This is a genomic window from Tenacibaculum amylolyticum, assembly GCF_964511145.1.
Lineage (GTDB): Bacteria > Bacteroidota > Bacteroidia > Flavobacteriales > Flavobacteriaceae > Polaribacter > Polaribacter amylolyticum.
Genome location: NZ_CAZEFZ010000030.1, coordinates 16,214 through 41,161, shown reverse-complemented (window position 1 = coordinate 41,161; position 24,948 = coordinate 16,214). Strand labels below are relative to the sequence as shown.

Genomic DNA, 24,948 nt, shown 5'->3' with positions numbered 1-24,948 from the left:
TATACTAGATAGTTGCAACAAATATAAAAATTTCTATAGGGTAAATTCTTTATATCCTGTTAGGCTTATATAAAACGAAAAATACCCAAAATATGAACAAAAGTTTTAACCTAACAATAAAAGTATTGATTGCGCTAGCTTTTATTTCTATGAGTTTTAAAATTAAGCCGATAAAAGAATCTTTTGAAAACTTTTTACCTAGTAAAGTGTATAAGGTGCATTATAATTTTTATACAAAAGCAAATGATAAAAAGATTTTTGTAAAAACATATCTTCCTATCAGTAATGAAAGACAGCGAATTGTAGCAAAGAAGGAACAGTCGAATAAAATGACTTTCAAAATAAAAAAAGAAGAAGAGAATATTAGAGGAATTTGGAGAGCTAAATCTGGAAGTAAATTTTATACAATTAATTACAGTTTTGTATTTAAAGGTAAGGCAGCTCAATATAAAATAGCTGATAATTTACCGATTCAGACTTCAGAACATTTTAAAGACGATACATATGTAAGAGCAGAAGAACATATTCAAGTAGATCATTACAAGATAGATTCGCTTGCAAATAGTTTGACAAAAGGGACGAAAGATTTGAAATCTTTGATACGAAAATTATACGATTACGTATATCAAATTCCTTCAGCACCTATTAGAGATTTAACCAGTGCCTTAAAAGCTTTTGAGCAAAACCAAGCATCGTGTAACGGAAAAGCACGTTTGTTTGTTGCTTTGTGTAGAAATAGAGGAGTTCCTGCTAGATTAAAAGGAGGTTTGATTTTAGAACAAACAAAAAAGAGAACTTCGCATCTTTGGAGTGAAGTATATATTCAAGGAAAATGGATTCCTTTTGATGTATTAAACAATCACTTTGCGTATTTACCTGCCTATTATTTGGAAATATATACTGGGGATCATTTTTTAATAACACATACACCAAACATACTGTTCGATTATAACTATGAAATTAAAAAAGGAAATAACGTACCTTTTATCAATGCGACTTCAGATGGAGGTTTATTAGAACATCCAATATCGTTTATAGGACTTTCTAAGAGTAATCTAATCTCTCAGAATATACTTAATTTTCTAATTTTATTACCATTAGGTGGATTGTTAGTTGCCTTATTAAAAAATGTTATTGGATTAAAAATATATGGAATTTTTCTGCCAATTCTTATGGCATTTACATTTACCACTACAGGATTGGTTACTGGATTGCTTTTATTTTTTATTATCACTATTGTAGTAATGTTAATTTCCATTCCGTTACATACATGGGGATTGTTGCATACACCTAAAATGGTAGTCGTTTTATCGGCTTCAGTAATTTTAATTCTTCTATTACTTTCTATAGGATTGCATTATAAAATTCAATGGTTACAATCGCTTTCATTCTTTCCAATCATCGTTACTTCAATTACAGCAGAACGATTTACACGCGCTATTGAAGAAGATGGCTATAACAATGCGATTAAGAAAATGCTACAAACATTGGTTGTTATTTTGTTGTGCTACGTTGTATTTTCTTCAGCTACTATAAAAATTGTATTTCTTGTTTTTCCAGAATTGTTTCTCATCATTATTGCCATGTCTATGTTATTAGGAAAATGGATAGGATTACGATTGTTTGAATATCAGCGTTTTAATGCAATATTAAATTAGAAAGCTTATGATACGAAGTTTTATAAAAAAGACACTGCATAATAATTTTGAAGTTATGGGGATTAACGAACGTAATGTGTCGCTAATTTATCCGAATAACGAACGTAAATATTACAAACTTGCAGATGATAAAGTATTGGCAAAAAATATTTTAGAAGCACATGCAATTCCATGTTCAGAAACGTATGCAGTAATAGAGCGTATTAGTGCTATTGAAAAAGGATGGAAAAAAGTAAAGCATCATAAAAAAATAGCCATAAAACCAGCTAATGGAAGTGGAGGAGGAGGTATTAAGATTATACAAAAAACAATACATAATGAATGGAAGAGTAGTAGAAAGATAATTCCAGAAGAGGATATTTTTTTACATATGGCTTCCATTATTATGGGACAATATTCTTTGGGTTCAGATGATCGCGTTTTAATAGAAAAATGTATTGAACCACATCCTTTCTTTCATGAAATTTATCCTGCAGGGGTTCCTGATTTTAGAGTGATTTTACTCAATAGAGAACCAGTAATGGCTATGTTAAGAGTTCCTACAGATAAATCTGATGGAAAAGCAAATTTGCACCAAGGTGGATTAGGTATTGGAATTGATATGGAAAGAGGTGTATTGACCTATGCTTATGATGGAAGGCAATATTTTGGAATACATCCAGATAATGGGAACGCGATTTATGGAAAACAAATCCCGTATTGGAAAGAGATTGTAGACGCTTCTGTAAAAGCTGCGACTCATTTTCCACTCAATTATTTAGGCGTAGATATTGCTATAGATAAAGATTTAGGACCTTTAATTATGGAAGTTAATGTACGACCAGGGCTGGGAATTCAGCTAGCAAATAAGCAAGGAATTAAAAAAGTTTTAAAAAAAGTATAGGGTTTTTTGAGCACATCCTGTTAACTAGTTAAACAGACAAAAAGTATGAAATATCAAAAATCACCCTTTCCGTATATTTTTCTTTTAATAGGCATTTTAAGTGTTGCTATTTATTCCAATTTAGTTACAGATAAACAAATAAATGCACCTATTGTACATATGGTTGAAATTACAAAAACACCAGAATTTAATGCTACGGAACTAGCAATTGTGTTAGAAAAAAAAGAACCTCAGTTACTCGTAAAAAAATAAGATTCATTCAATTTTAAAAGTTTAAAAATATGAAGTACACAACATTTTTTCTTTGTGTTCTACTAACTACTAGTGCGTACTGCCAAGTAACGACTTCTATTTCATCTTTCAGTGGTTATGAACGGAATATTTACAAAGTTCCGAATAGTCTACTCTCAGAAGGAACGGTATTAGGAGAAAATGATTTATACGCCAGTAGTATTTATCAAGATATATTAGCAAAATTAACGTATGAAAAAATATGGAAACATAGTAGTTTAAAGTTTTATGTCACACCAGAAATGCGGTACTATTTTTCAGAACAAAACGCTCGTAGAGTATTATTGAATTCAAGAGTAAAGTATACGTATAATTTTAATAGAAATACGAAATGGGAAAATACCTTTAGCTTCAAGAAAAAAGATCAAAAGGGGCAAGATTTAGATGCCAATGAATTGAGTACACCTTTAGGGTATGATAGACTAAATCTTTCTTCAGCCTTAATCTTTAGATTATCGAAAAGAAATAGAACTAGTCTAGCAGTACATTATGGAAACAAAAGTTTTGATGCTTCAGAGAGTAGACAAATATCATATACTATTTATGGAGCTGATATTACATGGAAACAAGTACAATGGAAAAATCATTTGCTATATGCGTATGGATTCAATGCAGGGTTTTCGAGTAGAGCTTATGATATTTTTGATATCGAAGAGGAAATTACTAATAAAAGAACTTGGAATTATTGGAATGCGGAAGTTTTTTACAAATTACCAGTTCATAAGAAATTAGCTATACAGCCGAGTATTGGTTATGAAAAAAGAATGGATGAAACCAATAATCAGTTTGGATACGATGAACTAAATGCAGCTGTAAAAGTAAAATATAAAGGAGAACGTTTCAACTTTAGTATGTATCCTAGTTATGGATACAGAGTGTTTGATGAATTGAATATTCCAGGAACTTCAAGTCAGAAATTAAGATATCACTACATCAGAGCGAATATGAATATGGAATACCGATTGAACAAAAAGTTTTTGTTGCTTTCAAGAGCATATTTGATAGATCGTAATTCGAACAATAATGATATTACAACTACGGCGTATCGCTCTTACAACAATAATTATATAGGATTAGGTTTGCGATTTATTTTTTAGGGTAGATTTTGGAAAGTTTTAGTTAAGTCCAGCCTAATTAAAAAGGGTATGATTTTAAATCATACCCTTTTGTTTTTTAATATTTTTTATTCTTATCAGTATTAATGTGCAATACATGAGGAAATTCACGAAAAAATATTTTTATAAATTAAAATATTTGACTCAAACTAAATTAGTGTGTTAGGTGATATTTAAGTTTTCTCTTCCAATTCATTGTTTTAAACTTGAAAACAAGCATTTTGTCTTCACAAAAAAGTTTTTCTTCTTTAGTGAAAAGTTTGTTGAATTTGTTGTTCTTTCTAACTTTTTCATCTCGTAATACGTCAAGGAATAAATTTGAATATGTTCGTTGAGTAATTATTAATTTATTGAATCCACAAAATATAGGAGTGAATTCTTTGTTTTTATTGAGGAATTCAACAATTGCTTCAGTTACACCTGGCCAATCTTCTCTAAAAGGATCGTCAACGATTATTAAGCCTCCATCGACCAACATTTTTTTTGCAATTTCTAAGTCTTCTAGTGCCTCATTAGCATGGTGTCCTCCATCAACATGAAATAAGCGATACTCTTTGGTAAGTGAATCGATTGCGATGTTACTGGATAGACAATGGTGGACATTCCTTAAGTTATTATTACCATGTGTGTTAAAGTTTTTTTCAAAAAGAGTTTTATTTCCATGTCCTGATTTGGAAACATTTGCAGATTGATTTTCAAAAATATCACAAATATCTAATTGTTCATTTTTGTTTAGTAATTTAGAAAAGAAAATTGAAGATTTTCCATGATGAACTCCTATTTCAAAGCAATTTCCATTGATTTTATTTTTAGCTTGAACATTGTTTAAAATGTTTAAAATAAGCATTGCTTCTTTTTCAAGCCATCCTTCAACATGCTTTACGTTATTATATATTTTCTTTACTGCAGAGTGATCCATCATAATTTAGTGTTTTCGGGTATTGTTATACTTGCTAACGCCTAAATATACGTTTTACATATATTTTGACTTTATAAATTTAGGATATCCAATTAAAGAAAAAAATGTTATTAAAAAAGGAGACCAAAAACTGGTCTCCTTTTTAATTATAATTTTAGTCTTGGCTAAGCTATTTTAAGTTTGATAACTTTTATGTCTAGTTTTTATTGTTCAATAACTTTTTCACTAGCGTTTCAAGTTGCTCAATTTTTTTCTGTTGTATCTCAATCTTATCGTTCTGCTTTTCTAAAGATTTAATTTTCTTTTCTTGTTTAATAGTGTATAATGTTAATTCTTCAACTTTTTTTAGAAGCATCATATCCATTTCAGCTTGCATAACTCCATTTTTGGCAAATTCTTTTGCAGAAGGAATTTCAGGTAAGTGACTATTTTGTTTAATAAAGTTTTCCACTTCTTCAATGCTACGTAAATTATAATCTGATTTAAATACGTAGTCTGGTGCTGGTACATTTAAATCGATCTTTACTTCTTCTGCATGAATTTTTCCTTTTACAGTTAACCTCATATCAGGGTTTGTTGTTCCTATCCCTAAATTCCCATCTTCATCCAATACCATTTTATCTGTTAAACCTTTAGGTTGAAATCTAATTTTTCCTGTGGATGTTCTAACTACAAGTCCACCGGTTACACCACTATCAGTACCAATAACTCCTGAGTTTTTCCAAGAAGGAATGCCATTATAATTGTTAGAAGTAGATAATAAAAACATTCTTTTACCAATAGATCTTCCTACTGTAATACCACTTCTAGCTCTATTCCCAGTACTTAAGTTTGTTACTTCAAGGAATACGTCTCCATCTATATTTTTCTCAATATCTAAGAAGTTTGATGGTTCTTTAGTTCCAATTCCTAACTTTCCGTCTAGAACAAGATCATTTTTTAACTGCATTACATCTTTAGTTTCAGTGTTTTCAATAGTAGATGGGGTGATAATAGAAAATAAACTTGTATCTACAGCAACAGTAGAGCTACCTTTAACATTGATTAATAGTGTGTTTCCTGTAGAGACTAAATGGTAAATAGGCAATACTAAATCTCCGTTTGAATTTATTTCAAATTCACCGATTTTCCATTGATTAGCAATAGGTCCTAAAGATACTGGAACTTCTGATTCTTGATGAAAGTATGCACCTGCACCTACATTTCTACCTATGCTAAATCTTTTAGTATATTTCCCTGTAGTTAGTTGATAGTTGTAACCAGATGTAAGAGTTATTTCAACATATCCCCAAACTCTATTTTTTCCAAAATTGATGTATCCTACTTGGTTTGCTAAACCATTAACAAAGGAGGGAGCATGTTGACTCCATTCAAAATTTTTTTCTTGGCTAGTGGCAGTTATACTTGTAAGAATAAAAAGCATAATAACGATTTGCAATCTCATAATAATTTTTGTTTTCATAATAATTTAAGTTTATGTAGTTTATGTTTGTTCCCTTTTATAGCGGTCAAATATAAGGATTGTGATTTTATCTAAAATTAATTATTAATTGAATAATAAGGAAAGCTTAGTATTCTAAAAAAGAAAAGAAGGTCTAAAATAGACCTTCTCTTTTATTATAAGTTTGATTGTAAAGTTTTATAAGTTAGCGTAAAACAGAAAATTCAATGCTAGAATCTGTGAATACAGTATGTGTTTGTGTTTTAAAATCTTTTTCCTCTGCTTTATAGATGTTGTCTACATAAGTTTGCGGATTTAAATCTATTAAAGGAAACCAAGTGCTTTGTACTTGAATTTGTAATTTATGTCCTTTTTTAACTGTGTGGAATACATCTTGTAATTTAATATTTACTTCTGTCTTCTTATTCGGAGTAAAAGGTTCTGGTTTAGAAAAATCATTTCTAAAACGCCCACGCATTACTTCACTACGTACCATCATGTGATAGTTACTTAATTTTTGATGCGATTGCATATCTTCATTATCGTTTTTTAGATCAGAAGGATGTACATCAATTACTTTTACAATCCAATCGGCTGCAGTTCCTGTGGTAGCTACTTTAAGTTTTGCTAAAATATCTCCCGCAAGTGTAATATCTTCTTCTAAAATATCCGTTTCAAAAACTAAAACATCAGGCCTACGAGCAGCAAATCGTTGATCGTCTGTCATATATTTACGTGGAGTAAATACCGTTTTAATGTCTTCAGAATAAGGTACAGGTCGTTTAATATCACTAACAAACTGAACTTTTTCTATACTTTTTGGCGAAGTTGTTAAAGCTTGATCTGGAGATAAGAAAAATGTTTGTTTCTTAATATTTTTAGGTGGCCAAGCATCGTATGATTTCCATGCTCTTTTTCCAGTATCGTATACATGTGCTTCAGGTAAACCAGAATTTTTAGAACCGTCCCCTTTTAAGAAATGATTAAAGAATTTTGTTTCAACATTTTTTTGAAAGTTTAAAGAAATTGAATCTCCAAAATAATAGTTTCCAACAGTGTTTTTGACTTTGTTTCTAGACCAGCCACCATGATCCCAAGGTCCGAAAACCATTGTGTTGTAATTGTTAGGTTCATGCTTTTCAATTCCTTTATAGGTTTCTAAAGGACCATATAAATCTTCTGCATCAAACCAACCACCAACAATCATTGTAGCTACAGTTGAAGGAACTTTATTTAAGTGTTGTATAATTCCTTTACTCTTCCAAACAGAATCATAATTTGGATTGTTTACAATTTCTTTCCAGAAGAAATCATCTATTCGTTCGTTATTGTCTGCAACTTTAGAATCTAATTTTTCATATTGGAAATACTTATTTAAATTCTTTAAAGGACCATTGTCTAAAAAGAATTGGTATTGGTCTTGTGTTTTCATATCAGGAAAAGAATACCAAGCAGAATCAGTTGGTTGATCTTTATACGTTCCAAATAAAGAAATAGCTCTAAAATAACTTAATAAGAAAGCTCCGTTATGATGAAAATCATCAAAAAAGAAATCACCAATACAAGCTTGTGGCGAAGCAGCCTTTAATGCAGGATGTGCATCTATAGTAGAAACCGTTGTGTAATATCCAGGATATGAAATTCCCCAAGTACCAACTTTTCCATTGTTATGTTGGACATTATTAATTAACCAATCAATAGTGTCATATGTATCAGTAGTTTCGTCAGATTGCTTTGCCGTTTTATTTGGAATATAAGCACGCATATTATCATACACACCTTCACTCATCCATCTACCGCGAACATCTTGGTAAACAATAATGTTTCCTTCTTTCATTAGAATTGGGTTAGGTCCAATCCTTTTTCGAAATTTATCTTTTCCATACGGACCAGCACTATATGGAGTTCTTTGTAATAAAATTGGGTAGGTTTTACTTGTATCTTTAGGTGAATAGATGGTTGTATGTAACTTAACACCATCCCTCATAGTGATAGCTACCTCTTGTTTGTTGTAATTGTCTTTCACATAAGTGTCTTCAGCTGGAGCTTCTTTTGGGGCTTTTTTAGGAGTACAGCTACTTATTATAAAAACAAGAAGGAAAGAAAATTTTAATATATTTTTCATAATGAAACTTGGTTGCAAATATTTGGGTAAATATATAAAAATAAAAGAGGCTTCGTTAGAAACCTCTTTTATTGTAATACGATTTATTTTGGATCCAAAATAAGATCAATTCTATCTACAGCATCTTGTAAGTGATAACGAGTAACTGTATTTTTTGCAGTTGGAATGTTTCGTTTAATATCTCTTTTTAAACGCTTTAATTCACCTCTTACAATTGGTTTAATGTCAGATTGACTAACATTTACAGCAGTTTGCTTGAAATAACCACCATCATTTCTTCCTCTTTGATCTTTAGCTTTATTTAATAAAAAGTCTAAACGATCTAAGTGTGCTCTCTGTAAGTTTCTTTTGTATGGATCAATCGCTTTTTTAGTATATAATTCACTCCAAACTCCTTTACGTAAATCTCCCATCATACTAATTAATGTATATGCTTTCGTTCCATTTAAAGCTTCATTCTCAAGCATACGTGTAAGTCTACCAGGCTTTAAAATTCTGTTTAACGTACGTACTTGTAATCCACGAATACGATCACCAGATCCTGAAAATTGCGTTTTATCAAAAATGTTTTTATCTAATAACCATTTTGGTGTTTCAAATAATTGAACGTTGATAAATTTTAGTGCATTTTTTTGATGATTTTTATCTACGTGAGTATATACAGCACCGTCTTGACCAACAGCTTTGTAATGTTCATATACACCTCCAATATTAGAGCTTACATGTCCCATGTATCTATTAAACTGACCTAAAAGCTGTCCGTACATAGTGTTTAACTCATCATATGTTTCCCCTTCTTCAGTAGTCCATTCTTCTAACTTAGGTAAAATACGTTTTAGGTTTTTAATCCCGTAGTCACTTGCTTTAATAGCATCATCTCCTAAATCTTCAGTTTGAGAACTAGGATCGATAATATTTACCACCTGTTGATGACCAAAACGATATAAAGGATTGTCTGCTTTATCAGTAATCCATTTATTAAGAATTGGTTTTTCTTCTTTAGCAGTTTTACCTAAAATAGGAGCGTATCCCCAGTGAATTGCATATTTGTCATAAGGACCAATATCTGGCATTAAGGCAACACCTTTGTCTTCTGGTTGTGCGATGTAGTTGAAACGTGCATAATCCATAATTGAAGGAGCAGTTCCATATTTCTTTGTAAATGTTGCAGAACGTAAAGAATCTACAGGGTATGCAACAGAACTTCCCATATTATGAGGTAATCCGATAGTGTGACCTACTTCATGTGCAGAAACAAAACGAATTAAACGCCCCATAATTTCATCCTTAAACTTATTTGTACGAGCTTCAGGATTGATGGCAGCAGTTTGAATAAAATACCAGTTATGTAATAGAGTCATTACATTATGATACCAATTGATATCTGATTCTAAAATTTCTCCAGATCTAGGATCACTTACGTGAGGACCATTAGCATTAGGAATAGGAGAAGCTAAATAACGAACAACAGAATAACGTACATCTTCTGGGCTCCATTCTGGATCTTCTTCTTTTGTTGGAGGATCTTTAGCAATAATAGCATTTTTAAATCCTGCAGCTTCAAAAGCAACTTGCCAATCTTCAATTCCTTGTTTTAGATATTTACGCCATTTTTTAGGGGTTGCTCTATCGATATAATATACAATTGGTTTTTTAGGTTCTACCAATTCACCACGCTTAAACTTTTCAATATCTTCATCTTTTACTTCTAAACGCCATCTGTCTAAGTACGTTAGTGATTTACTTTTTTGTTCATCTAAACCATAATCAGTTTGAGACCTAGCAAACCACCCAACACGTTTGTCGAAATAACGACGCTTCATTGGTTTTTCAGGAAGTAAGATCATAGAGTTACTCATTTCTAAAGAAATAGATCCTACACTTCTGTTTGATGGTGGCTGGTTTGAAAGGTATGTTTTTACATGACGTACCTCAACGTTTTTAGGATAACTGTTAATGCGCTCTATAAAAGAACGCTCTTTATCCATACGTGTAATTTTATAACGTTTTCTGCTAGCCGCAGGAAAACCAATTGCTTTTACATCTTTTGTGAAAAAAGGTGTTGCATCTATTACTGTAGCTGTAGAATCTTTACTATATGCTTTAATAGGAAAAGAATATAATATAGGTTCAAAGTTTGAGTTTACAACAGCTTCATAAACAGGTAGAATACTATCAGCTACTACTACATGAGAAACGACTCTTAATAAAATGTTTTTATGTTTTTTTTGCCACTGTAGTACTTGCGTATTTTGCTTTCCACCACCGAAGCCAATTCCATTAGCAGTCTTAGCAATTCTTGTAACCATTAACATTTGCTTTCCTAATAAAGAATCAGGAATTTCAAATAAATAGTTTTGATCTTTTGAGTGAACTTTGAATAAACCTTCATCAGTTTTATATTCTTTTGTAACGACCTTATCATAAGGTTTAATACCTCCTTTTTTAGGCTTTGCTTTTGAAGCAGTCGTAGCAGCTTCCGTCTTTTTTTTATGATGTGTTTTGTTTTTCTTTCTTCGTTGGGCATCTACATTTAAAGAAACTCCAAGTACTAAAAGAAAGGCTAGTGCCTTGGTTATTAATTTTATATTCATTGTTAAATCGGTTGTAATGTTTGTCGAAATTAAGCATAAGGGATGCTATAGGTTCTTAACGAAATGTTAAAGGCGTGCTATTTCTCTTAATTAAAACAGAAAAATTAGAAATTACGCTTTTTTAAACAACATAAATTCTTCATAATGAGAAAAGTTTGCTTTTTAATTCTTTTAGTGCTAGTAACAATAGGTTGTACTTCTGTTGAAAGTAAAAAAGAAAAAGAAATCGTAGAGATTCAAAAAACGGAAAAGATATTTCCTAAATTAAATCCGAATCGATATAATGTAGCTTTTCTAATTATGGACGGAACTTATAATACTGAGTTAACTGCTCCTTTTGATATTTTTCAGCATACAATATTTAGAGATGGAATAAAAGCAATGAATGTATTTACTGTAGCAGATACAGATGCTGCTATTACTACTTTTGAAGGAATACGAATATTACCAGACTTTAATTACTTAAAAGATAGTTTACCTAAAATAGATATTTTGGTAGTTCCTAGTGCAGAACACCATTTAGATACTGATTTAGAAAATACGAAGATGATTGATTTCGTACAAAAAGCCGCAAAAGAAGCAATGTTTGTGACATCTCATTGCGATGGTGCTTTCGTGTTGGCTAAAGCAGGACTTTTAAAAGACAAAGTATCTACAACTTTTCCTTCAGATATTGAAAAAATGAAAGAAATGTTTCCTGAATTAGATATTCGTAAAGATGTTTTGTTTGTTCATGATGGAAAATATATTACTTCAGCTGGTGGAGCAAAATCTTTTGAAGCTGCTTTGTACTTATGTGAATATTTATATAATAAGGATATTGCAAAATCATTATCTAAAGGTTTAGTAATAGATTGGGATGTGAATACAGTGCCTCATTTAATAATTAAGAAATCCAATTAAGGCTTTAACATGCTCGGGTTGTTATACCCCATAATAATACCTGCTATAAGAGTAAAAGCTCCTACAATGAGTGCTATTATGAGAATAATAATAATTGCAACTATAAAAAAACGTAATAATTTTAAAAAGAGTTGTTTTAAAGATAAACAATACAGTTGCTTATATGCATATAAATAATAAGCAACAAAGGTAAAGGTGCTAAATATGTATATTTTAGGATTAATTAATAGAGCCAATAAGAAAAATAGCATAGAAAAATACATAGTAGTACCTTGTAGATAACAATTCATTATAATGTGTTCTCCATAATTATGTGGTTTCCTAAAAGTAAATTTACTCATTAAAGCATATAAAGGAATAATTAGAAATGAGACAATATTAAAGTAATTTACAAAAAAGGAATAGAAGGCATTTTGGTATTTTACAGCAAATTGCGCGCTTTTTTTCTTGTTTTGTAATTTTTTAAATTCTTTTTTAGTAACTGTTTCTTTGTACTTCGTTAAGTCCTCGTTAGCTAATGTTTTTAATTGCTCGCTTTTTTCTTTGTTCATTGAATTATTTATGTCTATAAAGTCTTCAGTAAAAGAGCTAAAAAGAAGAAGCGATAATGCTGAACCAACGGCTAAATAAGCAAAAGGGTTTACATATTTTTTTCTAGTGCCATCCAAATATTCATTTAAAACTTCTTGCGGTTTTAAAATCATTTTTTTTAAAGTGCTAAAATATAAGCTGTCCCAGCCAAAGCTAGCAAAAAGCTCTTGTAATAAATGCTTAAAGGTAATTCTATCTTTGATGACTTTTGCTCCGCAATGTTCACAAAATAAAGCATCATTTTCAAGAGTATTTCCGCAGTTTTTACAATTCATGGCTAGTTTTGGTTAGTTTTTTCAAATATATAAAAGTAATTGAGATATGTAGCGAGAGTAGGTTGTTAGAGGTACAAGTGTAATCTATATACTAAGGTATTATTCTAAAAGAATTAATAAGGAGAATGCTATAAAAACTGAGGGGGGTTGAAAATTTAGTTATTTTTATTAGATATAGTGTTTTCTTAAGAAAGAATAAATTAAATGTTAAAAAACTTATAATAATGTAAATTATTTGTTTTTAAAGAAAGATTTATTTAGCTTCGTGGTGGAGAATAAAGAAAAGGTTATTTGGAAATTTGCTATTTTAAATTCCCTACCAAATTATTACAAATGTTTTTAGTACTTATTATGATTATCCATCTATAGATGGCTGTTATGCTATTGCTATAATGTTACTGTTTTAGACCTGTTTCTTTATTCTTTTAGAAAAATGAATAAGAAATAGAATAAAAAATGCCAGATACAACCAATAGTAATCAATATAAGGAGACTACAACATCTCAAGATGGGAAAAATGTGATGCCATTGTTACAGTCGAATTCGCATTTCTTTCTAAGTGATAAAGATTTCACTCAAGCAGATAACCAACGTTTTGGAGCGATATCAGAGAGTGAATTTAGGACGACAAGTGTTGTTAGCTTTAGTGGGGAGAAGAATGTGTATGCTATGTGCCAAGGAACTGTTTTTCTACAGCCACAAGAAGGAGATAATAGTAAAGTTAATCTAATCTTAAAGCCTTTCAGGCAACCTATTCAAGGTATCCCTATTAAATACATTGTATATAGAGGACTTAATAAAAGTGATTTTATTACCAGTGGTAATACATTAGCAGGAAGTGAAACTTCAGGTTCTGGATTTGTACAACATATTTGGAGTGAATTTAATAAGTTTTATGAAGATAATCCTAATACAACAAAACCAGAATTTTCTATAAGTTTAATTGGTTTTCCTGAAAGCGCAGAAGATCAAACCGTAACTAATTTAATAGATAATTATTTTTATAAAATAGCTGTTGACGAAGGAACCACCGAAGAAAATCCACAAAAGGCATACGAACTTCCAACAATACCCAAAGGGATAGAATTAGGAACAGCAACAAGTACTTTTGGAATAGACATCGTCTTGAATACTGGAGATTATTATATAGAAAATGATCCCAATCCATTTAAATTAGACTTAACATATGCTAGAGCGGCAAGATATTCTTTAGATACGAGTACCATTACAAATGAATTTCAACAGAAATTATTGAAAGAAAACGCTACGTTATTTATGGATGTAGCAGCTTTTTATGGATTGCATACGAATGGAGGAGGAAAGATATATGTAGGTAATTCAGATACACCTTTAACTACCAAAGAAACGATTTTTGAAATGTTAAATGGTTTTGTGTCTAAAAACAAAACATATATATACATACAAGCAAACAGACAGCGTTCTTATAACTTTTATAATAATTATATAGCAGCTGAAGATAATGATAATACTGTAAAAATAGGAAATACTGTAGCCGATGCCGTTGAAACAATTTTTGGAACGAATAATTGGCCAGTTCATGAATTTGTAAGTTCTGAAAATGGTAGCATTGCACTCCAGTTAACAACAGATAACTATAAAAATGCATCAGTATATGTTGTAACAGGGAAGCTAACGTCCAACCACGAAGAGAATTTTGTTAGAAATAGTAATCTGTTAGAAGAAGAAGTAAGTAGTTATACAAAACCAATTGTATTTCAAACAGAAACAATTGCTACAAATTCAATAGGGTCTTATATTTCTATTATTTGTGAAGCAAAGCAAATGTTAGCACAAGAATATGTATCTCCAGATACACCAGATGTAGTACCACAAAACTTTATTTTAAAAGATATAGACGATGTATTTGGATTGTTAGATGCCAAAATAATAAATACAAAGTTGAGTAGTGCGAAGTTGCCAACAATTGTGGATGAAAAATTACAAATTATAAATTTTCCAAATACTTCAGAAAATAATGATATAGGAGTTATAAAACATCAAAAGATTGAGGACACCATTCCTGTAAATGAAAATGAAGTGTTGCAAAGGGTTACCTATGAAACATTATTGCATAATATGAAAAGGACTGGTTCATCTTATATGAAAACAAGTACGCCAGTAGTAGACGCTGCTAAAACGAGTTTACAAGATTATGGGGCAAATCACAAACGGTTTTATCAGCCTAATTCACCTTATTACTTAAAAACACAATTATTTACAGATAGAGGACAAACTATTACAGGGCTAACCTTAAAAGCTTATGAAGGGAATATGCCAACAAAAAAAATATTGGGAATTACTAAGGAGGAAAGCCAAAAATTAAAAGATGTAGCAGCTCAATATGGATTAAATAATTGCAAGGTGTTTTTTATAAATGATTTGTATAACGAAGACGAATACTTTATATCTAATGAGAAGAGCAAGTATAAAAGATATTCGATTTCTATAGTAGGTGAAACAAATGGAGATTTAACGTTATTTAAAATTCCAGAAGAAATTAAGGTGTATAGTATTGATTCCTATTTTTTCTTTTCAGAAAATTATTCGAAGTATTCGTTCTTGCTATACGGAGACTATTATTCAAATCTAGAAATTTAAGCTATGAAAGATTTTTTAGTAACAAAAGACGGAAAGTATTTAGATTATTCTTTAATAAAAACTAATCAAGATTTAGGAGGGCAAGACTCATCTTATGGAACAAAATTTAATCCTGAAAATTTTAATCTTATATTTTTTGATGGAAGTGGTAGGTTAGCAACAATTGGTCAATATATGGCTATTAATGAAGCGATTTCGGAAGAATTTAAGGGGTATATAAAAATAGATGATTTTTTTAAAGCCAAAGCATCTAAGAAAAGAAATAGTAATACTATATCAAATGCGCAAACGCATACTGAAATTATCAGAAACTTTAATGCTATTCCTCTTATTAACCTAAGTGATGTTCATCAACCAAAAGCAGGAGATAAAATTAACTTAGCAAAACGATATATTGCTTTTGAAGATGGAAAATATATTGTTAAAACGCAGGTGAAATCTTTTTTGTATCCAGAATATCCAAATGAGAACTATAAAAATATCGAGAGTAAGTTACCTGAAAATATTCTGTTTAAAAATATAAACGAGTCTTTCCCTGGTTATGAACAAAAAAACTATAAAACAGATATTGTAGATATTAATGTAGGCACAATTAGTAACCCAGATTATAAAAGTTATCTAAGTAATTATTTTACAAGTGTAAATACAAAGAAATTTAAAAGGGCTAATGGTGAGTCTACAAGTTTAAGTGCATCTGAAAGAAATGTTATAGAACAAATAATGATGATCTATAATAAACTATTCAGTTCCGAAGAATTTGTGACTGTACTTAATGAAAATAATGTATTAAGGAGCTTATTTATAAAACATTTTGAAATTATTAATGATATTAATTTTACTGTTTTAAACCAAAAAATATACCATAACTATTTTACAAAGGAATACTTCTATATTTTACTTCAGCGATTAAGAGAGTTTTATTATTCTAGTTTCATTGCAGGAATAAAGGCAGGCAATCCTTTGGCTAGCACAGATTCAAATCTTTATGGATACATCATAGGATTATTTGGACCTAAAACGATGCAATATTTGGATTATAAGGAAGATAAAATCCAACTCTTTAAAGAATTTTTACAAGGCAATTGGTTTATTACAGGAAGATGGAATCCTACGTTACCAACTATTAAGCTAACCGAAGAAGAAGTGCTTATAACGATGATAGAATCCATACCTGTTTATGATATTAATGGGAACATTACCAATATAGAAGAGGTAAATAAATTTATGAATTTGTTAGCGAATAAACCATTTTATGAAAGACCTTTAAAGGGAGCTACTGTTTTCGAAGATTTATATAAAGATATAGACCCTGATGTAGTGTTTGGAGGTGCTGGAGCTCGAGGAAGGTTTGCAGATGCCGTATACAGAATGTGGTTGGCTAGTAAATACAACCCTAAAAATAAAGCTACACAAACTATATACGAATATACTTATACTCCAGAAGATGCTCAGTGGAAATTTTACGATGATGCTCAAGAAAATAAAATAGATAAAGGCGCAGCACCGAGAGTATTACCATATGAGTCTGAAAAAAAATTATTCTGGTATTACGACAATATGCAATTTGAGTTTGATGAGGATAAAATACGTGCTGATAAAAAAGTAATTGAGACTTTTTATGGAGGAAATGTAAGTCATAATCGTAGTACATATAAACCACATGGGTATTATCATATATTTCAACCTATCAACCTGATAAATGCCTCTGTAGATACCTTTGTTAAGGTACCTTTTGACAGAAGTGTTTTAACTGATAATAATCTTAATACCATAACACCTTGTGATATAGAACAAGAGGGAAGAGGAAGTAATTTACCTATATTTTACGCAAAATATATTGATGATATAGGAGATAAAAAAGATAATGAAGAAACTATCATGTTACTTGTTGATGTTGTTTCAATTGTTACAGGTGGTTGGGGTATTGCCAGAAGGTTATTGACAGAAGGAGCTAAAATAGCAGTTAAAAAAGCATTTAAAAGTGTTGCAGAAGGAGGCTTTACGAGTGCAGCTATAGCTGCAGCTAAAGCAGAATTATTAGCAACAGTTCCAAATTTATTAAGTGTTCTTAAAACTGTAGCTGTACCTACTATTGAATTACTTTTGGGAACAGCCAGTTTAGTACATAAGATAGCTACTGGTGGATGTACAGATTATCACAATTGCAACAATGAGCCTCCAACCCAAGGCCAACCTGGCTTTAAGAAATACCAACGATGTCAGGCAATAGAAAAATGGTTGTTTGCATTGGAAATGCTTACGTTAAGTGGTGATTTTATTGCTAAAAAATTCTTCAGAAAATCAACAGCTGAATTGAATGATGTGTTACCAGATCCAACTACTAATTCTAACCCTTTTGATGATGTAGAAGGTTTTACTGCTGATGATTATAGTAAAGTTTATGAAAATATAAGTTCGTTTAATGAATTAGGCGAAGCTTTCACCCGATTCCTTCAACGTATGGAAGCGGATTATCCAAAAATTGCGGAAAAACTTCGAGATTTTACCTCAGCCCAACAGCAGGCTTTTTTATTAGATTTTGAAAATGTAGGGGGTGATGTTTTAGAAAAGTTAAACGATGCTACAATCATGGAGCGTTGGCAAAAGTTATTTGATGTAAAAGCTATAGATCGTACTAGAGTAGATGAAGTTTTAACAAATACACAACAGTATAATAATACTGTAAAGTTTTATGAACTTGATAATTTAGCAGATGCTTTAAACGAATTAGAGTACGCTAGAAGAAAAGAATTTTTTGATAGTTTTGTAGACCAAAGTGATGAATGGTTAGCTAAATTATCGGAGAAACCAGAGGCTATTGGTAAATGGAGTAGAATGACGGCTGATATGAAATTGGTTGCAAAGAATGAACCAGAAATGTGGCTGTATATAATTGCAGATTTACCTGAAGGGACTAAGCTTAAAAGAAATAGTGTAAATTCAAAGCTTACTGGTCCAGATGGAACAGTATATTATAATATGCCTGAAATTGGCCCACCTCCAAAGATTAACTTTAAAACTTTAATAAAATTTAAAAAACTATCTCCTGATGAACAAAGTACCTATTTAGAACAGGCATATAGTAGGTTTACGGCTAATGCATCTGGTAATGCCTATACAGATGATCCTTTAAGAGTATTTGAGGGGGTCGAAATACCAAGAACTAGAGGAGGAGAGGGTATATCACCAGATTTTGAGAATACTGGATTACGATGGCAACAACCGACTCCACCATATAAATTAGGAGATAAGTTATTGTCTGAAAATGAACTTAAAAAGCTTAATTTAGAATTAACAGAACCTCTTGATGATATTATTGAAAAAATTAATAATGTAAACGGTCAAATAACTGCTCAAATAACAGGATTAAAAGATCGAAAAGATGATTTTGCCAATAGTTGGATAGCTATTGGAGTAAATTCAAAAGATGGTGAGAAAATATTGAGAAAACTCAAGTTAACTTGGCATCATGTTGATGATTTAGATACTAATATGTCGTGTACTATGCAACTAGTTAGGAGGTTGCCTCATCAAGATATAAGTCATTCAGGTGCTGTTAAACAAATGGAGTGGCTTTATGATATAATAAATGATTTACCTTAAAAACAGTTAAAATATAATAAAAAATGAATCCAGTAAAAATAACTTTTGAACCTAATGATAATGCTATTACTTCTGAAGAATTAAATGAATTTGAAAACTCTCTAGGGGGCTTAATTTTACCAGAAGACTATAAGGAACATATGTTGATTTATAATGGTGGAGATGTGGAGCAATATGATATAGTTCATAAAGATTATTATGGTTTAGGTGATGGAGGGATTAGTGATTTTCTTCCTATAAAATATGGTAACTATACCATAGAAAAAGTTAATATAGCTTTATCTGATAGATTACCTGTGGGTTATTTAGTAATTGGTTATACGAGTGGAGGAGGAGATATAATTATGTCACTAAACAACGATGATACTTATGGTAATACCAAAGTTCGGTATACAGAAGGAGAAATAATAGAGTTATCACCATCATTTACTGAACTCCTTAATGATATGGTTGAAGCAGAAGATTGATTTTAAAAAACAAATAATTGTTTGATTATAGTAGAATGTGGAAACATAGAAATAAAAATTACTATGAAATTACAAGAGAGTTACAAAGAAAAATAATTGCAAAAGGATAAAAAGGCAGTGTTGTAGACGGAAATTTTAGGTTACAATTATATGGCCAATTAAATTGCAAATAAAGCAAAGACAATTCACTAAGAAAACCTCTTAGTAATTAGTTAGTAAAAAAATGAATAAGTAAAAGGAAAATTATGGCAGATCAAAATAATACACCTGTTATTATACCAAGATATTACCCTAAATTATCATCAATTTTAGTAAAAGAAGATATTCCAGATATTTTAGGGTTCGTTAAAGACGGAATTGTAAATCTTTTTGATAATATTCACTATAAAGATTTACAATACAATAAAAGTCCAAGAGGAGATGCGGCTTTTTATAGTTTGTCTATCATCTCTAAAAAGAGATTAGATATAGAAATACCTGGAACAGGAATTTATTTAATTTTAAATCCTGATCCAGATGGAGATTTCAATATTTCAGCATTTCCCATTACAGTAGAATACGAATGGAAAATTCTATCGTATTTACGCTCTTTTAACTTAGATCAATTCGATTTTTCTCCGCAAGCATTCTTTGAGATTGCATTACGTGCGCTAAGTATTTCAGAAGAGCAGGCGGTGACTAACTTTATAAATACATTTACAGTTCCTGTTGACGATACCGTAACTGCTTTAGAGCAATTTGTAAATGATATAAATGAAGCAAATAGTGGTATTACATTACCCACTCCAACAGAGGATACTTCGATTTCAACTATTGTAACAGAATTATATTCGCAATCAGGTAACTATGCGTCGTTTATAGGTTTTGCTACATACATTTTAAAAAATGATCTGGAAGAAACTAAAAGAAAACTAAAAGCGTTTTTTGAAAGCTTATTACCAGAAGACATTGAAGAATATATAAAAGATATTTTAATTCCTAAGTTTAGTGCAAGCTTAGAATTATCGGCAGGTATAGAATTTCCCCGTAATTTATTACAACCAGTGTATCCTGTAGATCATCCAACACATGCATTATTACCATTACCAATAGAAAATGCAGAAACGGGACATCCATTAGCAGGATTTACGTTTGGAAAAGCATTGTTTTATGCCAATACGGAAAATGGTTTTGGATATCAAGTAGATTTAGAGCTCAATACGATGACACCTGTAATGATTGGAAATTCAGGGATTATCTTAAATATAGAGCGACTTAAAGTAGATTTAAGTGACACGGAAAATATTCGAGAAGCAGATTTAGAAGGAAGACCAGCTACCTTTAAAGGAGTGTATGCAGATGAAGTATCAGTAACATTACCAGCTCAATGGTTCGATGGAGGAGATAATCACCCAGGAACAACTGCGAAATTAGGAGGGTATAGTATGCTAATTGGTTCAGGAGGTATTTCAGGAACCATCATACTAGAAGCAATACAAATAGGATTAGGGGTTGTTTCTTCGTACTATGAAGACAATTTTAAGATTCAATATCCAATAGAAATAACGGCAAATAGTGAAACTAAAACAATTGCTAGTTATAGTGAATTGTTGGTGCATTTAAATAGTTTAAATGGAGCATCATATCAGTTTACATATCCGTTTTCTGTATTTGACTTAGAAACACAAGCACTCAAAACATTTAATATAGCTTCTGAATATGCAACTTATATTAATGGTTTACCTTCAAATACTCCACCTCCAAGATTAGTGAAAAAGTTCGGAGAAAATGGGTTTGAAATTTGGTTTACGAGTTTTGATATCAGTTTTCAACAAGGAAAAGTTACAGAATCAAATATTAAAGGAGGTTTAAAAATACCACGATTAAAAGATGCTAAAGGAGACATTGCCAGTATAGAAATTTCAGGGCATATAGATGATGGAGGAGGATTTAATCTAACAGCTTCAGAACAAGATGGTTTTGAACCTATAAATGTATTTGATTTATTCAAGATATATATAAATTCATTAGAAATAGGAAGAGATAGCGGAGATGAACCGTTCTATTTAGGAACTTCTTGTGATATTGAATTTACAAACCCACTTATAAGAAGTTTCTTAGGAGATCGTAAACTAGGTATCGATCGCTTAAGAATTTATAGCGATGGTAGTTTAGAAATTGAAGGAGGATCAATCCCGCTTCCAAAAAGTTTCCCAATACCGTTAGGACCAATAGATATGATGGTTACAGCTATACACTTTGGATCTTTCCAAGAAGAACACAATGGTGTAATGCGTAAGTATAACTATTTTGGTTTTGATGGAGCTATAAGTATGGGACTTATTGGAGTAGAAGGTCGTGGAGAAGGATTGAAGTATTTTTATACAGTAGACGATGGACCGGGAAAAGAACCACATTCTTACATAAGCATTCAAACAATTGAGGTAGATTTAACAATACCAGGAAATGCGTCAGCAAGTGAAGCTACAGCAATTATAAATGGTTGGTTAAGTGTAAACGATGTAGAATATGCAGGAGGAGTATCACTTAAACTACCTAAATTAAAAATGGCAGGTGGAGCAAGTATGCGTTTGCAGCCTAAAGAGCCAGCATTTTTAATTGATGCTCATTTGGAGATACCTACACCAATTCCATTGGGAGCAACGGGACTAGGAATTAGTGGGTTTAGAGGTATTATGGGATTCAGATATGTGGCTGAAAAAGAAGCTGTAGGGTTGCATTCGCATGATGATAAATGGTACGATTATTATACGCATCCACCAAGAGGAATACATGCATCTAAATTTAATGGACCAGATAAAACAGAGAGCTACACAAATCCTGTTACATTAGGAGCAGGAGTTACCATAGGAACGGTAGGAGCTAGTGATGTTATTTCCTTACGTGTAATGGTGTTATTATCTATACCTAATTTATTAATGATAGATGGTAGAGCAAGTATTTTAAGTAAGGAATGGGGCTTAGATGATAAAGGAGAACCACCTTTCTTTGCTTTCATGATATTGGCAGACAATGGTATAGAAATAGGAGCAGGAGTAGACTTTAAGTTGCCTGGATCATCAGGAAGTATTATTGATATGCACGCATATATGCAAGCAGGTTTCTTCTGGGATAATCTTTCAGGATGGTACTTGAATTTAGGAACACGAGAAGACCCTATTGCAGCTAAGGTATTATCATTAGTAGAGATGCAAGCTTTCTTAATGCTTTCAAGTAGTGGTATTGCAGCAGGAGCTAAAGTAATTTTTGATATTAGAGAACGTTTTGGTCCTATTAGAGTAGAAGCGTGGCTAATTGCAGAAGTAGGAGGGTTTATAAGTTTCGAGAGACCTCAAATAGGAGGTTATATGGGAGTAGATGCTGGAGGAACAGTCGATTTATTCGGAATTATTGAAGTGAGTATTTCGTTCTCTGTATTCTTTGCTGTAGAAGCAGCCAGTCCATTCTTAATTTATGCAGAAATACGTGTTTGTGGAAGCATAAAAATATGGTTTGTAAGAATACGTATTTGTGCAAGAGTTAAAATCAAATGGGAGAAAAACCGACGTGTAGATAGAACTCCTATTCCACCAATAACGCCAATTTTAGCACCACTTCCAGCTTTAACTAATGAAGTAAACGATCAAGCAGCTAAAGGAATTCATATGTTAACTGGAGAAACTTTTGAGCTAATTAACTTTGGTGAAGCAGTACCAAATGCAAATAGCGATAAATTTGATGAAGTTATTTTACCATTAGATACGTATGTAGATATAAAGTTTGATAAATCGTTGATAGCTAGTAGTGAAGTTGCTAATGTAATAGGTAGTTATAATAACCCTCCAGAAAATTACGAGGACTTAATACCACCTGTTAAGGTTATTAAAGGAAATGAATTACGTCAGGTAAAACATCGTTATGAAATAACAGATGTTAGCATTAAAGCAGCCAAAGAAGGTTCTTCTACATGGGTAGATTACCATCCTTATGAAGCTTTATTGAAAGGAGAAGGTTTAAGTGAACAAGACTATAATGGAATTGGAAACTTACGTATTGGTCATTGGCAAAAATCGAGTAAAGAGTATAATGCAATTAGAATCTTAGCAACTTCTCCGTTTTCGTATACAGAGCAAGGGGAGCCAGGTTGGTTTATTCCTGAGCAAATAGGACTAACACATAGGACTTTTTTCTGCGAAGGAACTCGAAGAGATGGAGATTGTGTAAACTGGTTAAATAGTCCTTTAAACAGTTCATATTATACACAAACAAACTTCCCATATTATCATTCGCATCAAGGTGTTTTCTTTAATGTTTCACAAGGACAACGATCTAATGTAAATGGTGTTGTAATGAATTCTGGAGCTCAAGTCGTTAATGATTTAAATACATTTGGATTCAAACAATCGTTAAAGTTCCCTAATACTAGTGCGCTAGAGTTTAAATTACCAAAACCATCTAGAGAAGTAACTTTAAAATTAAGTACAGCAGCAGAAGGAGTAAAAGTAATTTATTATAAATCATACCTTCCAGAAGGAGCATATAGGATAGAGTATTTACCAGTAGCAAGTGTTAATTATACACCGTTAGAGTTAGCCGATTCCGAAGGGGTAAAGTATACAAATACCTCAGATGCTATTAGTAAAATAGAGATTTACCCAATTAGTGCAGATCAATTTGAAATAGATAGAATTTATGAGCAAATAGAGGCATTATTCTTAGAAACCTATGAAGAATATGGAAGTGAAATACCACTTGAAGCAGAAATAGAAATCCCAGCAAATTCAGCAGAATATAATAGATTATTAGGTGAATTAGATGCTTTGCTAGGAAGAGGTTGTTCAACAAATCCTCCACCTATCAGGAGAGGAATTGGTTATATGGAAATACAAGCTTCTAATTTTACACAAAAAAGATTTGAAGTAGGAAAAACAGTAGAAGAACCAGTGGTTTCAGATAGTTCATGTAATCCATGTGAGTTACACGGGGTGCTTTTAGACCATTATAATAATTGTTTTACAGATGAAGCAGAAGAAAATGAAGATTATAATATTGAGTGTTTAGAAGAATTTTTAAACTTTATTACAGGTTGTGGAACAAATACAGCTCCAGTAGTTACTGGAATCACATTCCCAGATGGAAATTGCTGTGAAAATGTGGTTACAGGTAGTGGAGCATCAGTTTCTCCTCTTGTAACTACAGGTTCAGGAAATTGTAACAGAGGTGTTGAGTTTACGATTATAGGTGCTCCAAACGAAGTTATAAAGTATGATTTAATTTTTAACCCTCCAGTTGGAAGAAATCAAACAAACGTTGCTCTAACTTTAGATAGTTTTGGTAGAGGTACAGTTAATACCTTTATAGGAGCTGGCCATTCTGCACAAGCAACAGGAGTAGATGAAGTGAGATTGAATATAATTAATACGGCTTCAAGTAATAAAACAGCTAGAGTTTCTATGAGTTTTTCAAATTGTCCAGTTTAAGAAAA

At 31.5% G+C, this 24,948-nt stretch carries 14 protein-coding genes; 9 read left to right on the top strand and 5 right to left on the bottom strand.

Annotation, left to right across the window (positions count from 1 at the left end; all coding sequences use genetic code 11):
* The first annotated feature begins 92 nt into the window (after positions 1-92).
* The 4 genes from ACKTTC_RS10835 to ACKTTC_RS10820 are packed head-to-tail and all read left to right on the top strand — an operon-like array spanning position 93 to position 3,929.
* Positions 93-1,658 (top strand): 7TM domain-containing protein, encoded by a 1,566-nt coding sequence (locus ACKTTC_RS10835; RefSeq protein ID WP_408039845.1) that lies wholly within the window; start codon positions 93-95, stop codon positions 1,656-1,658.
* Between the two features lie 7 nt (positions 1,659-1,665).
* The gene (locus tag ACKTTC_RS10830) at positions 1,666-2,541 is read left to right on the top strand and encodes a sugar-transfer associated ATP-grasp domain-containing protein (protein WP_408039844.1); all 876 of its coding nucleotides are present in this window, start codon (positions 1,666-1,668) and stop codon (positions 2,539-2,541) included.
* A 45-nt stretch (positions 2,542-2,586) separates the two neighbouring features.
* The gene (locus ACKTTC_RS10825) at positions 2,587-2,793 is read left to right on the top strand and encodes a hypothetical protein (RefSeq protein ID WP_408039843.1); all 207 of its coding nucleotides are present in this window, start codon (positions 2,587-2,589) and stop codon (positions 2,791-2,793) included.
* A 29-nt stretch (positions 2,794-2,822) separates the two neighbouring features.
* A complete protein-coding gene (locus ACKTTC_RS10820; protein WP_408039842.1) occupies positions 2,823-3,929 on the top strand; it encodes a hypothetical protein in 1,107 nt (368 codons plus the stop codon).
* 172 nt (positions 3,930-4,101) lie between these two features.
* Here the strand turns inward: ACKTTC_RS10820 and ACKTTC_RS10815 are convergent, their stop codons facing one another.
* The 4 genes from ACKTTC_RS10815 to ACKTTC_RS10800 all read right to left on the bottom strand — a co-directional run bounded on the left by ACKTTC_RS10815 (position 4,102) and on the right by ACKTTC_RS10800 (position 11,026).
* A complete protein-coding gene (locus tag ACKTTC_RS10815; RefSeq protein ID WP_408039841.1) occupies positions 4,102-4,869 on the bottom strand; it encodes a class I SAM-dependent methyltransferase in 768 nt (255 codons plus the stop codon).
* A 193-nt stretch (positions 4,870-5,062) separates the two neighbouring features.
* Positions 5,063-6,328: a mediator of RNA polymerase II transcription subunit 21 gene (locus ACKTTC_RS10810; RefSeq protein ID WP_408039840.1), complete on the bottom strand. Its 1,266-nt coding sequence runs from the start codon at positions 6,326-6,328 to the stop codon at positions 5,063-5,065.
* A 184-nt stretch (positions 6,329-6,512) separates the two neighbouring features.
* A complete protein-coding gene (locus ACKTTC_RS10805; RefSeq protein ID WP_408039839.1) occupies positions 6,513-8,432 on the bottom strand; it encodes a CocE/NonD family hydrolase in 1,920 nt (639 codons plus the stop codon).
* Positions 8,433-8,515: 83 nt separating this feature from the next.
* On the bottom strand, positions 8,516-11,026 hold the full coding sequence (locus ACKTTC_RS10800) for a zinc-dependent metalloprotease (RefSeq protein ID WP_408039838.1): 2,511 nt from the start codon (positions 11,024-11,026) through the stop codon (positions 8,516-8,518).
* 144 nt (positions 11,027-11,170) lie between these two features.
* Between ACKTTC_RS10800 and ACKTTC_RS10795 the strand changes: the two genes are divergently transcribed.
* Complete coding sequence (locus tag ACKTTC_RS10795; RefSeq protein ID WP_408039837.1) at positions 11,171-11,929, top strand: DJ-1/PfpI family protein; 759 nt, start codon at positions 11,171-11,173, stop codon at positions 11,927-11,929.
* On the opposite strand, the gene ACKTTC_RS10790 is transcribed toward ACKTTC_RS10795, so the two are convergent.
* Positions 11,926-12,795 (bottom strand): DUF3667 domain-containing protein, encoded by an 870-nt coding sequence (locus ACKTTC_RS10790; protein WP_408039836.1) that lies wholly within the window; start codon positions 12,793-12,795, stop codon positions 11,926-11,928. The genes ACKTTC_RS10795 and ACKTTC_RS10790 overlap by 4 nt on opposite strands.
* A 456-nt stretch (positions 12,796-13,251) precedes the next feature.
* Here ACKTTC_RS10790 and ACKTTC_RS10785 point away from each other — a divergent pair, with 456 nt between their 5' ends.
* From ACKTTC_RS10785 to ACKTTC_RS10770, 4 genes are all read left to right on the top strand, one after another.
* Positions 13,252-15,414 carry a hypothetical protein gene (locus ACKTTC_RS10785; protein ID WP_408039835.1) on the top strand — a complete coding sequence of 721 codons (2,163 nt, stop codon included), beginning with the start codon at positions 13,252-13,254 and terminating at the stop codon, positions 15,412-15,414.
* 3 nt (positions 15,415-15,417) lie between these two features.
* Entirely contained in the window at positions 15,418-19,017 is a 3,600-nt protein-coding gene (locus ACKTTC_RS10780; protein ID WP_408039834.1) for an HNH endonuclease, read from the top strand.
* A gap of 23 nt (positions 19,018-19,040) precedes the next feature.
* Positions 19,041-19,484 (top strand): SMI1/KNR4 family protein, encoded by a 444-nt coding sequence (locus tag ACKTTC_RS10775; protein ID WP_408039833.1) that lies wholly within the window; start codon positions 19,041-19,043, stop codon positions 19,482-19,484.
* 245 nt (positions 19,485-19,729) lie between these two features.
* Complete coding sequence (locus tag ACKTTC_RS10770) at positions 19,730-24,943, top strand: hypothetical protein (protein ID WP_408039832.1); 5,214 nt, start codon at positions 19,730-19,732, stop codon at positions 24,941-24,943.
* The last annotated feature ends 5 nt before the right edge of the window (positions 24,944-24,948 follow it).

What these genes read in the sequence shown, in the direction of transcription:
- ACKTTC_RS10790 (WP_408039836.1), bottom strand. Translation starts at nt 12,795, where the DNA reads ATGAATTGTAAAAACTGCGGAAATACTCTTGAAAATGATGCTTTATTT.
- ACKTTC_RS10810 (WP_408039840.1), bottom strand. Translation starts at nt 6,328, where the DNA reads ATGAAAACAAAAATTATTATGAGATTGCAAATCGTTATTATGCTTTTT.
- ACKTTC_RS10830 (WP_408039844.1), top strand. Translation starts at nt 1,666, where the DNA reads ATGATACGAAGTTTTATAAAAAAGACACTGCATAATAATTTTGAAGTT.
- ACKTTC_RS10800 (WP_408039838.1), bottom strand. Translation starts at nt 11,026, where the DNA reads ATGAATATAAAATTAATAACCAAGGCACTAGCCTTTCTTTTAGTACTT.
- ACKTTC_RS10835 (WP_408039845.1), top strand. Translation starts at nt 93, where the DNA reads ATGAACAAAAGTTTTAACCTAACAATAAAAGTATTGATTGCGCTAGCT.
- ACKTTC_RS10805 (WP_408039839.1), bottom strand. Translation starts at nt 8,432, where the DNA reads ATGAAAAATATATTAAAATTTTCTTTCCTTCTTGTTTTTATAATAAGT.
- ACKTTC_RS10780 (WP_408039834.1), top strand. Translation starts at nt 15,418, where the DNA reads ATGAAAGATTTTTTAGTAACAAAAGACGGAAAGTATTTAGATTATTCT.
- ACKTTC_RS10795 (WP_408039837.1), top strand. Translation starts at nt 11,171, where the DNA reads ATGAGAAAAGTTTGCTTTTTAATTCTTTTAGTGCTAGTAACAATAGGT.
- ACKTTC_RS10770 (WP_408039832.1), top strand. Translation starts at nt 19,730, where the DNA reads ATGGCAGATCAAAATAATACACCTGTTATTATACCAAGATATTACCCT.
- ACKTTC_RS10785 (WP_408039835.1), top strand. Translation starts at nt 13,252, where the DNA reads ATGCCAGATACAACCAATAGTAATCAATATAAGGAGACTACAACATCT.
- ACKTTC_RS10815 (WP_408039841.1), bottom strand. Translation starts at nt 4,869, where the DNA reads ATGATGGATCACTCTGCAGTAAAGAAAATATATAATAACGTAAAGCAT.
- ACKTTC_RS10825 (WP_408039843.1), top strand. Translation starts at nt 2,587, where the DNA reads ATGAAATATCAAAAATCACCCTTTCCGTATATTTTTCTTTTAATAGGC.
- ACKTTC_RS10820 (WP_408039842.1), top strand. Translation starts at nt 2,823, where the DNA reads ATGAAGTACACAACATTTTTTCTTTGTGTTCTACTAACTACTAGTGCG.
- ACKTTC_RS10775 (WP_408039833.1), top strand. Translation starts at nt 19,041, where the DNA reads ATGAATCCAGTAAAAATAACTTTTGAACCTAATGATAATGCTATTACT.